The 13,756-nt window shown below is 41.0% G+C and carries 8 protein-coding genes and 1 pseudogene; 1 reads left to right on the forward strand and 8 read right to left on the reverse strand.

Annotated features, from left to right (window positions below):
- Nucleotides 1–11 precede the first annotated feature (11 nt).
- The gene (locus tag BT_RS09065) at nucleotides 12–1,196 is read left to right on the forward strand and encodes an aminopeptidase C (RefSeq protein WP_011107980.1); all 1,185 of its coding nucleotides are present in this window, start codon (nucleotides 12–14) and stop codon (nucleotides 1,194–1,196) included.
- 522 nt (nucleotides 1,197–1,718) lie between these two features.
- Here BT_RS09065 and BT_RS24435 read toward each other — a convergent pair.
- From BT_RS24435 to BT_RS09105, 8 genes and pseudogenes are all read right to left on the reverse strand, one after another.
- Nucleotides 1,719–1,892 (reverse strand): annotated as a pseudogene (locus BT_RS24435) (site-specific integrase); the annotation flags it as partial.
- Nucleotides 1,893–2,379: 487 nt separating this feature from the next.
- Nucleotides 2,380–3,507: an OmpA family protein gene (locus tag BT_RS09075; RefSeq protein WP_370448189.1), complete on the reverse strand. Its 1,128-nt coding sequence runs from the start codon at nucleotides 3,505–3,507 to the stop codon at nucleotides 2,380–2,382.
- A gap of 233 nt (nucleotides 3,508–3,740) precedes the next feature.
- A complete protein-coding gene (locus BT_RS09080; RefSeq protein ID WP_011107983.1) occupies nucleotides 3,741–6,767 on the reverse strand; it encodes a cell surface protein in 3,027 nt (1,008 codons plus the stop codon).
- Nucleotides 6,768–7,173: 406 nt separating this feature from the next.
- A complete protein-coding gene (locus BT_RS09085) occupies nucleotides 7,174–8,121 on the reverse strand; it encodes a tyrosine-type recombinase/integrase (protein WP_011107984.1) in 948 nt (315 codons plus the stop codon).
- A 480-nt stretch (nucleotides 8,122–8,601) separates the two neighbouring features.
- Nucleotides 8,602–9,330, reverse strand: a complete 729-nt coding sequence (locus BT_RS09090) for a LytR/AlgR family response regulator transcription factor (RefSeq protein ID WP_011107985.1) — start codon at nucleotides 9,328–9,330, stop codon at nucleotides 8,602–8,604.
- Entirely contained in the window at nucleotides 9,330–10,535 is a 1,206-nt protein-coding gene (locus BT_RS09095; RefSeq protein ID WP_011107986.1) for a sensor histidine kinase, read from the reverse strand. Before BT_RS09095 ends, BT_RS09090 begins: the two co-directional genes overlap by 1 nt.
- 99 nt (nucleotides 10,536–10,634) lie before the next feature.
- Nucleotides 10,635–12,635, reverse strand: a complete 2,001-nt coding sequence (locus BT_RS09100; RefSeq protein WP_011107987.1) for a carbohydrate-binding domain-containing protein — start codon at nucleotides 12,633–12,635, stop codon at nucleotides 10,635–10,637.
- A gap of 167 nt (nucleotides 12,636–12,802) precedes the next feature.
- A complete protein-coding gene (locus tag BT_RS09105; RefSeq protein WP_022470046.1) occupies nucleotides 12,803–13,654 on the reverse strand; it encodes a helix-turn-helix domain-containing protein in 852 nt (283 codons plus the stop codon).
- Nucleotides 13,655–13,756 lie beyond the last annotated feature (102 nt).

The raw sequence follows: 13,756 nt of genomic DNA on the forward strand, positions 1-13,756 counted from the left end.
ATTTCATCAGAATGAAAAAGAGTATCCTTATCGCTGCCTTAGGCTTGTTCAGCCTGAGCGCAATGGCACAAGACGCAAAACCCGAAGAGGGCTTCGTTTTCACAACAGTGAAAGAAAATCCGATTACTTCTATCAAGAACCAGAATCGTTCGAGCACTTGCTGGAGTTTCTCCGCTTTGGGATTCCTGGAATCAGAACTACTACGTTTGGGTAAAGGCGAATACGACCTTTCGGAAATGTTCGTTGTACACAAAACAATGGAAGACCGCGGAACAAACTATGTACGCTATCATGGCGACAGTTCTTTCTCTCCCGGCGGAAGTTTCTATGACATCATCTATTGTATGAAGAATTATGGACTGGTTCCGCAAGAAGCAATGCCGGGTATCATGTATGGTGATACACTGCCGGTACACAATGAACTGGACGCTGTTGCAGAAGGATACATCAATGCGATCGCCAAAGGTAAACTCACTAAACTGACTCCGGTATGGAAGAAAGGCCTTAGCGCCATCTACGATACTTATTTGGGAGCGTGCCCGGAGAACTTCACTTACAAAGGCAAGGAATATACTCCGAAGACTTTCGCTGAATCACTCGGACTGAAAGCTGAAGATTATGTATCACTGACTTCATATACACACCATCCTTTCTATTCTCAATTCGCTATCGAGATTCAGGACAACTGGCGTAATGGTCTGTCCTACAATCTTCCGCTTGACGAGTTCATGGCTGTAATGGACAACGCTGTAAAGCAAGGATATACATTTGCATGGGGTAGTGACGTCAGCGAACAAGGTTTCACCCGTGACGGTGTTGCCGTAATGCCGGATGCTGCTAAAGGTGCAGAACTTACCGGCTCGGATATGGCTCGCTGGACAGGTCTGACTGCTGCCGATAAACGCAAAGAACTGACTTCCAAACCGCTTCCGGAAATGGAAATCACTCAGGAAATGCGCCAGACTGCTTTCGACAACTGGGAAACTACAGATGACCACGGAATGGTAATCTACGGTATCGCCAAAGACCAGAACGGAAAAGAATACTTCATGGTAAAGAACTCTTGGGGTACAAGTGGTAAGTACAAAGGTATCTGGTATGCATCCAAAGCATTCGTTGCTTACAAAACAATGAATATTCTGGTACACAAAGATGCACTTCCTAAAGATATAGCTAAAAAGTTGGGAATTAAATAAAAGAAATTCCTCCTTTATATAAAAAAGCCTCAGAAGTCAATAATTACTTCTGAGGCTTCTTTTATGGCTGAACACTTACACCTGTATTCACATCCGTGTAATTGGAAAATAACAAAAAGGAAAACAGATAAAAAAGGACGTTCCTGGGGAAAAAGGGGAAATGTGGGAACAGGAACGTCCTTAGAAACATAATAATACAAAAATCCGGACTTTCGCAAGGGCGCATCTTTGTTTCTCGTCTTATGGATATCCCCTTCATAAAGAAGTAGTGCATTAATCCGGAAGATATCAGGAGAAGGATTATTATGATTGAGCTCTTGTTTATTTAATTATCTCTGTATTCGTATATCTTATTTGTTATAGAAATGAAAAAGAATATTTTTCGTATTATAGTGATGACCGGTAAACTGTCTGAATATAAGTACCAATTACATTGTCATTATTCATCTCGATATATCTCTTTAGTAATTCCGAGAATCCGGATTTTATCTGTTCCACTGGCTTATCCGTACAAGCAGCAGAATATGCATCTATAGCCAGAAGAAAATCCTGCATCCTCCGAAAAGGAAGATTATCACTCCCATGGAATGCAAGCCAGGCATTCAAGCTACTCCTGTAAATATGGGCGGTCCCATAATTCCCACTTTCCCGTAGCCCATCGGCTACTCCCTTCATAAATGAAATTAAATTCCCCATCGTCTATTGATTTAAATAATACTTTAAAAGGTGGTTCCCAAGAAGTTATTCCCTTTTCCCAAAATTCCTCTTGAAACAGAGCCTTTCGCTTTCCATTGCCCGAAATAATGACATACAAATATAACGATATTATTGTTCTGTATATCATAAAGAATGTTCGTAACATCTCCCGCATGGCCACTTAAAGCTATGCTTTAGCAATCATAAAGATAGCTTTTGAAGATCCAAAGGAATGAATAAAAAAGAGGATGCCTGTGGGGAATAAAGGAGGCATCCTCTTGGTGGCAAATATTAAAAGGTATACTTTCACAAGCACAGGACTTTCATTTGCCACACTTTCAACTATTTATTCACATTCAAGTGAAAAAGGGAATATAGAAGTCCACACTTTCACAAGCATCAGCTTCCATATATTCTTACTGTGAGATTTCCTCTTATGAAGAGGCTAACAGGGAAAAACTGCATCTCACATAAGAACGGGGAAATATTATTCTGCAATACAGATACTGACACGATTTTCCTTTGGAGTGGAATAAGGTTGTACTGTATCGCCTTTAAAATCAATTGCAATCCGATCAGATGAAATACCTTTTGCCTTCAATGCTTCGGCAACATTCTTTGCACGAGCTTCGGACAGTTTCAGATTAATTACCGGATTACCGGTTTCCTTGTCTGCATAACCTGTCACATTCACTTTGGCAGCGGGATTCTTCTCCATATATTCGACTAGAGCAGCAATCTTAGATTGTTGATCTGTCTGAATACGTGCCGAGTTCAACGCAAAGAAGACGTTTTGTTTCAAAGGTTCTTTAGCGATCTTTTCTTCTTTAGGCTGCGGCTGTTCCACTATGGGCGCTGAAGCAGGTTGCTCCACTACGGTTGTTACAGTCGGTTGTTCCTGCTCATAATAAACCGGAGCTGTCTTTTTAGAGCTCTTTCCAAATGTAAAGGCAAGACCAGCCAAAGCATTGAACTGCCAGTCAGCATTACGACCTTGTTTGGAGTTGAACTTATCAGATAGCATATTGGCATTTACTTCCAGGTTAATGGCTATATGATTATTCAGCCGGAAGTCTGCGCCTAGACCTCCACGGCCCGCAACAAAAAGTTTCTTACCTGTCCACAGGTGATGCAGTTTATAGCCATTTGCATCCAAGTCTACAGCTTCGTCATTATCAAAAGCACCATTCAAGCCTACTCCAAGAAAAAGATAAGCATTGAAAAATCGTTTGGGATGAAAGCCACAACACAAATTACTCAGATCGAGCATGGCATCTATACTACCTTGCAAATACTTATATGAGTAAGTGGTGGTCGGATTTACCCAGCTTCCTTTAGCCTGCCAGCCACTCGCTGCAGCACGGAGACCAAACAAAGGAGTAAACTTATAACCAAGAGCTACTGCAACTGATGGTGAGAGCAAGTCTCCAAAATCAGCCTCACCCAAGGTATAAGCAGCCCCACCCTGCACTGACAAAAACCAATGCGGGTTGAATACAGTTTTTCCTTCCTCTTTCACACGAGATCGTTCATTCGTACTACCAGTTTGTTGAGCAAAGAGAGTGGAAGAACTTATAAAGAGGAATACCAATAGAATTATATTTTTATTCATCATATTCGCTATTATTTCAAAAATTAAAAAGGACGTTCCATGGGAATACAATGGAACGTCCTTCATTATTATAAGAAGCTATACTTTCACAAGTCCAGACTTCTGTATTCTTAACCATCTCCTTAATTAGTGGGGAATGTTACATAAAAGTAGTAACTAAGGGAAATATAAGGGATCTGTTAAGATTATAAAGGAATGGCCTACTTTCACAAATACCACCATTCAACTGTTTTCTCTTATTTTTCTTTAATAGTGAAATACGGATATTCTTCTGCATTTTCATGTCCAAAGCTATCTACCATAGTAAACTTCAGAGTTGCAGTTACATCACTAGTCGGCGGGTTAGCGCTCTGTTTTGATGTGAATACAAATTCCTGATTTACAGCATCAAATGTTACTGTGAAGTATTCATCGTCTACACTGTTAGAAGCTAAGTGGCATTCTTTGATGTTGTCAGCAGAGAATGTGGATGTATAATCTACACCACCTTTCTTAAACTTCAAGATGTCAGCAAGCTTAACTTTCGTTTCTCGATCCGTATATTTCAATACCTGTTTAATTGGATTCTTCTTATCATCGAAGTTTTTCCATTCAGAAGTAAATCCTTCACCACATACTAATCTCAATTTGAAATTCTTAGCTGCCGGAGCTTTTACAGTATAAGAATTGTCAACTGACTCGGAAGATACATTATTATAAATATAAGATACGTTGATGTCGTAGATCTTTCCTGCAGACTTATCAGCAAAGAGATCTGCTGCTGCATCCTTATCATTTACATCAAGTTTGAATCCATATCTGTTATCATTCAGAGTTGAGTTGAATACAATCTTCTTTTCCGAACAAGTAAATGTGTAGTTGTGGTCAATGATACTATTGTCAGGATCAGAGATGCCATTGAATGCTGTACCTAAATTGTGAACTGGGTTAGAGTTCCAAGTAGCATCTGTTACTTCAACAACTTTTGCACCTTCAGCATCAAATTGGTTAGCTTTAGCAGAGAATGCAGCTGGGAATTCAGGCAGCTTCTTGGTGATTTCGATGGCAACTTTCTTGACAACTACCTTCTTCTTGTTGAGGATGTTAAAGTACATCTTGTAAGTACCATTATCCTTGTATTGAGATAAAGAATTACTTAATGTTATATTCATCACCTTGTCATTGTCAAAATTGAAACGACGAATGAATGCGGTAGTTGCAGTCGGGTTATTATCTTTATCAACCACCAAGCTAGAGTAACTATAACCCTCATTATATTTATCTACAAGCATTTGCTGAATTTCCTCATCCAAAGCGAACTCAACGACGCGTTTGTAGTCGCCAGCCGTAGCATCCCATACAGGAATATAATCAGCCTTCAACGTAGTAGTCATTGCATCAATGTCACCTACTGCTACATAGAATGCTTTACCATCCGGGTCAACCAATGAACCGTCATGATTTACAGCATACACACGGAAACCGATGATGTCACCATCTGCTTTTTCTGTATCGATAGACATCTCAATCTTACTGTTAGTAGTAATAGTATTCAAGCCCTTGATATCTGATTCATAAGAGTTCCATGCTCTGATTTCAGATGGAGCACTTTCTACAGCACGCTGCTCATCAAGTACTACATAGAAACCGTAGATACCACTGATCTGGTCGTCATCATACCCATCCAATTCTACTGTAAATTTTTCACCTACTTTTGTAGAGAAGAAAGACTTAGTGTTACGATTGTCACCGTTCCACCAAAGATCTTGATCTCTCCACGTACCAGAACTGTAGGTAGCATCAATAATAGACTCATAAGAACCATCCTTTTCTACACGCTCACCATTGTCAACGTTCCATTTGTAGTCGTAAAGCAATTTTTTGTTGGCGTCAGCAACATATGTTTGATCTTCTGCTTGTTGGAAACGGTTACGGAGAGCACTGACATTCTTATCATTAACCTTGAAGGTCAATTGATATTGAGGTTCGTAATCAGAGCCTAAGAACAAATCATATCCACTGGTTACATTACGTTCTACATCACCCGGTTTGTCAGTAACGGCTACTGCATATCTGATGTTCTTCAATTCCTTTACAAGTCTGTCTTCAGCAGTACCGTTCTTATAGTCAAACTTAGCTGCTTTCAGGTAGTTTTCTTCGGTATAGTTTTCCTTGTTCAGTTTGAAGACAACTTTCCACAATCCATTAGCAGAGATACCACGTGTAACTGTCCCTTTGAATTGTTCTACTTTCTCTACAGTAACAAGTTTGTCCAAATTGCCAAGAGCCGAATTTACGAATGAAATCTGTCCTTCGGTTAAGGTTGCATTGGTCGGAGATACACGGATCAATACAGAATCAGTCAAGAATGCTCTTTCGCCTTTCTTAAACTCCTTTTGGTTAGCAATGGTGTAAGCTTTAGCTTCTACTTCATCAGTGCTACCCTTACCGAACACGCGGTCTTCTACAGCCAGAGTAGTACGCAAATCCATTCTTGAAGATGCACCTGCTATAATATGGTCCTCGTTTCCACCACCAAAGGTGTAGTCGCACAACTCTACATGAGTGACTGCTTTACTGAATGCAGCAGAAATCAATTCCAATTTAGCACCTACGACTTCAGTTACTTGTGCTGCAATTTTTGCAACCATTGCTTCTGTCAGTTCACCAGCCTGCAACTTTTCCAAGTCAGCCTTCAAACCTGCAATGGCATCATCATTTGTTCCCTTGTATGCTTCCAAAGCTGCGATTTGAGCTTCGATGGCAGCTTTATTCCTACCAATTTGTTCTGCATTTGCAAGAACATCAGCTTGCAGAGTAGTGATGCTTTTTTGCAAGTTAGTATCTGCTGCGCTTAAAGCTGCCAAAGTTGTTTCAGTGGTAGTTTTGAATTGTTCCAGTGTTTGGATACGACCGGATATTTCAGCCAGCTTCCCGTCTACTGTTGCCATATCAGCCTTATCGGCCGCTTGCAATTCTGCTTTTACCTTTTCCAATTCAGCTTTTGCTGTTGCAATTGCAGCTTCTTGTGCGGCAAGTGCAGCTTTTGAAGCCTCATCCTTAGCAGCAGCAATCTCGCTCTGCAAGCTACTCTGAGCAGTCTGCAAACTGCTGATTGAGCTTTCTACAGCAGTAATTTTGCTGTTCAGATCATTCTTCTGACCATCAATTTGCTCCTGTAGATTATTAATGTCATCATCATAATCCTTACAAGAGACAAAAGTGCCCGTAGAAACCGTCATCAAGGCTCCAAACAGGATCACACTTAAAAACTTTTTGTTCATAATTGAAAAACTTTAAATTTATAAATTTAAAAAAATAAAAAAGTAAATAATCTCGCATTTTGAATCCCTTTCTAATACTGTTCTTATTATTTAGTATTCCGTTACTTTGTAGGTAACGGGAAAGCATACTTTTCCACCCCGACAGAGGCGTCTGCGAGCTACATTCATTAAATAAGTAAAGAATATTTTTAACCCCTGCTCTTAGACGATGGCAGAGGGGAGGGAAATCTTTTGCAAAAATTAAAGACCAGGCCGTGTTCTTCTCAAAAAATCCGCAGTTTTGTTCAGTGTGTTTCCTTTTTTTAGTAGTTTATCAGAAAAAATATCATTTTTGTTTGCATGTTTTCCAAAATATGCCCATATTTGCAGCGTCTTTTCTTCCCGTTACCTACAAAGTAACAGCTCTCTAATTCAATAGCTTACCTGCACGATAGACCTTCTTCAAGGAAGAAATAACCGCTACATTCGCTTCATCAATTTTCTTATTCTTGAAAGGTTTCAGATACGTTTCCGTCACGGTGATGGAAGAATGCCCCATCGCTTCCGAAATAACACCGGGATGTACCTCACAATAGTATGCCATCGTAGCCCAGGTATGACGGGCAGTGTACGAGCTTACTTCAGATGTCAGTCCCAAAACTTGTTTCAAAATCATTAATTGATAATTAAAGTTGCGCAATGCCAGCTGATATTCCTTGTAAGCAGCTTCCGTTCCCTCTCCACTGGTGATCAGCGAAAAAAGATAGGGAGAAGCAGGATCTGTATTCATATACCGCTTGATCAGCTTCATGGCTTCCGGCACAAGAGTCACTGTTAATAACCTGCCGGTTTTTCGACGGCGGTAAGTCATTACATTCCCATCGATATCATGCTTTTTCAGATAGGCAAGATCCACAAAAGGAATCCCACGAAGTAAAAACATTAAAAAGAAAAGACCACGAGTACGCTGTAGTTCCTTGTTGTCCTGACACAGCTGTTTCGGAAGTTCCTTCATCAGACGCTCCATGTCTTCCTTATCCAGCGCACGTTTCCTGTCCGCGCGCGTTCCTGTATAGACATACCGGAAGTGATGAGGCACATAAGGCGCAAGATGGCGGTCGACCGCACGGTTATACACTGCACGCAACGTACGCATATAAGTGGAAACTGTATTCCAGCTACAGTTCCTGCCACGCAGATACGATTCGAAACTTTTAAGAAACTCCTGACTTACTTTCCGGAAAGGAAGCTTATCACTTCCATGAAAGGCAAGGATTGCACTCAGGCTACTCCTGTAAATATGGGCGGTCCCATAATTCCCACTTTCCCGCAGCCCATCGGCTACTTCCTTCATAAACGAAATTAAATTCCCCATTTTCTACTGATTTAAATAATACTCAAAGATACGTTCAGGGAGAAAGTCGTTCCCTTACCCACTACTTTCTCCAGTATTCTTTGTTTTTCTATTCTCTAAATATTAAGAAGACAAAGATAGGGATAAATTTGTTCAATGCTGTACAGAACTAGACATCTTAATCAAAATATAAACATATTTCATACACATAAAAATCGTTTAGATCATGAAGTCTGCATTATCTGTCAATAAAAATCACAGATATTTATAAAATAGACGCTTACTTTTATAAGAAATTGAATATCAAATGGTTATAAATACCTATTTTGGGTTTAAAACCAACGGGCCGTTCCTTTAAAACCAAGAGGGTGTTCCTCGGTGAGAAATGGGAAATCAGATAAAAACCAATGTGTAAAGAGAATGTGAATATTCATTTTTTTCAAAACAAGCATAATATCATTCAATTATAAGACGTAACAAAATGTAATTATAAAAAACATTCTAAGAGAAACTCAGCTTACTGATATGCTCCGCAAATCTCTCCTTATAATTATCACCAACAGGAATATATGTATTTCTATCAAAGATAATACGAAGCCGGGAAACTTCGGTTATCTTACGCAGATTGACAATGTAAGAACGATGTACCCGCATAAAATACGTTGGAAGCCGTTCCTCCATTTTTTGAAGGCTGGCAAGGGTTATGACCGGTTTATCCTCTCCTTCTATAAAGATACGCACGTATTCGCTCATCCCTTCAATATACCGGATATTTTTCACATCAATGCGCACCACTTTGTAGTCACTCTTTACAAACAAGGAATCTCCTTTAATCTGCGAACTATTTCCCAGTTCTCCCTGCTGTTCCAACATTCGGTATTCGTACTGTTTTCGTGCCTTATCCGCCGCTTTCAGCAAATCCTGAAATTCAAACGGCTTCAATAAATAATCGACAGCATCCAGTTTGAAACCGTCTACCGCATATTCAGAATAAGCTGTAGTAAAGACCACCATCGGACGGCTGATTAAAGAGCGGATAAAATCCAGTCCATTCAAATCGGGCATATTGATATCCACAAATATCAGGTCAATCTCTTCGTCTGCCAATACCTTCATCGCCTCAAAAGCATCCTGACAGGACTTGACTAAAGATAGAAAAGGAACACGGGATATATAATCCGTCAATTGCTTCAATGCCAAAGGTTCATCATCAATCGCTATACATTTCATTATAATAAAGGTATAATAAGTAAGACATCAAATTTATCATCTTCCTCAGTAATGGAGAGAGTGTAATCATTACCAAACAACAACCGCAACCGTTTGCGTATATTCTCCAGACCGATGCCGTGATGTTGCTCGTCAGACGAAGTCCCCGTGCTATTGGTACATCTGAAAGCAAGGCGGTTTCCTTCTTCCAGTTGCATCACAACATGAACAAATGACTCTTTCCTGTAGCTCACTCCATGTTTAAAAGCATTCTCCACAAAAGAAATAAAAAGTAAAGGAGGAATTTGAACTTCGGGCACTTCGAGAGGGAAATTCTTTTCAATAGAAACTTTCTCAGGATAGCGCAAACTCATCAAAGTAACATAATTCTCCAAAAACTGAACCTCGCGCGAAAGCAGAATGGTTTTATTACTGGCCTCATAAAGCACATAGCGCATGAGCTTAGAAAGTTCCACAATCGTACTCTTTGCCTTCCCCGTATCGATATCGACCAAAGCGTGAATATTATTCAGCGTATTCATAAAGAAATGCGGGTTTATCTGATACTTCAGATACTGCAATTCCGACTGTAAACGCTGATGCTCCAGTTCTTTCAGCATTTCTTCATCACGAAAGGATTTAAAAAACAGTTTGACGGCAATATTAAATCCTACCATCAAAAAGGCAATTACACAATGAATAAGGTAACGGATGGTGAAGGGAGGAATGGGATAAGGAGTCGGTTTAGGGAAGCCGCCCGGTCGTTGCGGTTTTTCCAAAACCGGATCGTTTGCCTGAGGCGCTTCCCAATGAACAGACTCTTCCTGTCGAGCCTTCTCTCTCATCTTAATAATCAGGTCTCTCTGACTTTTTCCTTTACCCTTGCGTAGATCGCCATATCTGAATTCCTTTGGAAAACGCTGCATAGAGGGACCGGGAATAACCCAACAAGCAGTAGAGATTAGAAAAGCCAAAGAAATAATATATTGCCAGTACTTTTTCTTAAACAGGAAATATGGAACTAATCCATAATTATTCAACAAAAACAAGACGAAAAAAGGAAGGATGCTCAACCATGAATCATGAACAATTACACGGATTTCTTCTTTTTCGAGTCCACCACTGACGGCAAAGTATCCGCCTATCAGTGGGAGAAGAAAAATAACTGTCCAGATAGCCCCATAAATGCTCTGCTCCAGCAATTGTTGTTTACGCAGTCTTTCCATGCTTCATTGTTCCAAATTACTGATACAAAGATAGAACCGTTACTTCTTCTCCACAAAAATAATCGACCAAAGGACTTATTTCAACGGTAAACTGCTATTTTACCATCCTCCGGGGCGTCCTCCTCCACCGGGCTGACCACCACCCGGATTGGAGTTCACATTTCCTACCTGCGTCACCATTGAACCGGCTGTAAAGGTAGCCGCCTGCGTGCCACCGGAATAAGAACTTCCCGTATAAAGTCCGAAGAACTCACTGCCTCCCGAAACAGAACCGCCTTTGGAGATCGTATAGCTGCCTCCCGAAGCCAGGTTCGGGCTACTGAACAACAACGTCATCTGGGAATAATTGCGGGGAATCTGATATGTCAGAACATTGGTACCATCCGCAGACTGGATATTCAGAATTTCTCCGTTCGATCCCGAACCGCCATAAATAACGCTGCGCTGTGTACACACACTTGAAGTAGGAGTACTCGTCCCCCCGCCTATGCCGAGTACAATTCCTCCGGTAATTTTAAACGTATTCTGATCACAATCGAAACCGTCTTCGGGCGAAGTAGTTCCTGAAGCGATCACAACTCCGCCGGTAATGGTCAGCGTACCATTGGAATCGATGCCGTCATTGCCGGAACTGTAGCAATAAATACTTCCGCCATTGATCACAATACTGTTACTCGCATTCATACAATCGTCGTAACAGAGAGCGGCAATCATACCATCATTAACGGTCAGCACACTTTTACTCTCAATACCTTCGCTGCCCTCTCCTCCCGTGGCTCTTACCAGCACCGTTCCTCCGTTGATGGTCAATGCGCCTTCCGCTTTCATTGCTTTAGCTGATGAATCGAGCTTGCCGTATACATACTGTGTACCGGTAGTGATCACTTTTACCGTACCGTCATGGATAGTAATAGAACCGTCGCAATTCATACCTTTGCCCGCAGCTCCCGTACTTTGAAGAGCTATTTCGCCTCCTTCAATTACTATATCTCCATCACACTTGATTCCTGCACACGAACTCAGATCATCATCTTCATAAAGAGGTTTCTGAGAAGTGAATGCGGTTATCTTTCCTCCGGAAACCGTCAGGTTTCCATTGCACGAAATTCCTTTGGAACCGGCTCCCGTAACTTCCGCCTGAAGAGCGCCTCCGCTGATTATCACATCTAACTCCGATTTAAAACCATGCGCTTTATCAGCCGTAGTGGCAACTTTGACAAAACCACCTGTCATCGTGATTCCTCCGTCTTCACATTGGATGGCGTCTTCCGTAGAAGAGATATTCAACACTCCGCCGCCGATGATAACGGCATCATTGGTATGGATTCCATCTTTCACTGCCGAAGGTACCGAGATATTGCATCCGCTACGCAGACGTATGTATTCGTCACTGACTATCGCATGTTTATAATTTCCGGTTACCGACAGCGAACCGCTTCCACTGAATATCAGCTGTCCTTCACTAAAGAAACAGGACTTCATATCTTCTCCGTCAGTCAGTGTATAAGATGTTCCGTCGGTCAGTGTATTGGTCGTACCCTCCGCGCAGACAACAAATACCCGTTTCGATGACTGAATATTAATGGCAGCACCCACAGGATTATGAATAGACGTTCCACTCAATGACAGTTTGAACTTCTTTTCACTATATACCTTAAACGAACCGTCTGTCGTAGCACCTTTCAAGACATACTCTATTCCCTTGACCGTAGAGTTCACTACTATATGCGCTCCGTTCTGCGAAACACTTACCCCATCAACTTCATTGCTGACAGTAGCCGTGGCCCCGTCATAACTGACAGTAACTACAGAAGTGAATGATGAGTTTTCTATAAAATCATCATAATTCGCATCATTTTCATCCGTCACCACAGTCTCTGACATACTGCCGTAAGTTGTCCGATCACTTTCATCGAAAGCAATCGTAAAATTCAGCAAATCATCCGATTCTTCAGGAACAGTAGGATTGGGCTGGCTGCCTCCTTCTTCATCCGAACCGCCTCCCCATTTCCCCTCGTCAAACTCAGTCGAATCCGTCGTACAGCTTACCGACAACAACAGCAAGGAGGACAACATTAAAAATAGTACATTCTTTTTCATAATTTCCCTTTATTATCATATTATAATTGCGCAATTACAAATATATGCCGGAAAGAGAAGAATAAGAAAAAAAATCAATGAATCGGGTATTCTTATCGGTAAACTGCCTTTATTTTCCACAGAAAGAAAACTGCGTATGAACGAAAAATGTATCCGATCGTTAACATTCAGCATTCCCTGTATTCCTGTGGAGTCATTTTCACATGTTTACGGAAATATTTATTAAAAAAGGAAAGATTATTAAATCCTAATGAAAAAGCAATTTCCTTCACCGGCAATCGGGTTGACTTCAATTGTGCCTTGGCATTCATGATAATAATTCCCGTGATAATCGCCAGTGGACTATGCCCGCTGGCTTTACGGATGGCACCGGAAAAATGAGCCGGAGTTACTCCGCACTTCTTCGCATAAAAAGAAACTTCGTGTTCCTGTGTATAGTGAGTCATCAGCAACTGGATAAACTGGCGATAAAGTTCATGTTCCCGCTTGATAGGTTCGTTAGTAGTCGGCTTACAGCGTTTATACAACTCACCCACCCCCTGAAAGAATATAGTAAAAATAGACATTAATATTTCTTTGTTATCCAGTGTGTTCGGTAAAGAATAGGCACGGATAAGCAGGCTGAAAGCGTTTCGGTATAATTGCGCTACCTCTTCCTGTAATGCCATAATAGGATTGTCCAAAATCATAGGGAGAAAATCCAGATAGGTCTCTACATAACTTACACGGGAGATAAATTCCGAAGAAAAGCCCGCAAAGCAGACACGGGTATCCGAAGATACTTCGTGAATCTGTATGAATGATCCGGGGAGGACAGTCACAAAGTCATTATGGGTAATGGTATACTCGGACAGGTTGATAGTGGCACGTACAGTTCCCCGCGTGCAAAGAACAAAGACTCCCGCCTTTATATGGCAGGGAAAACGACCGTATTGATTCAGAATATCACCGGTTATGCTGTCATCTGTAACAAAATCGACCGGAAGGTCAAACTTGGGAAGAGCATCATCTATGATCATAATTAAGAAATTTAGTTCCACAAAGATATCTTTTTCCATTCGAATTTCCTCCAAGTTCTTTATTAAAATATGAAAAACAGAACATCTATTATTTAAAAGAGA

Origin of the sequence: Bacteroides thetaiotaomicron VPI-5482 (assembly GCF_000011065.1) — a bacterium.
GTDB lineage: Bacteria > Bacteroidota > Bacteroidia > Bacteroidales > Bacteroidaceae > Bacteroides > Bacteroides thetaiotaomicron.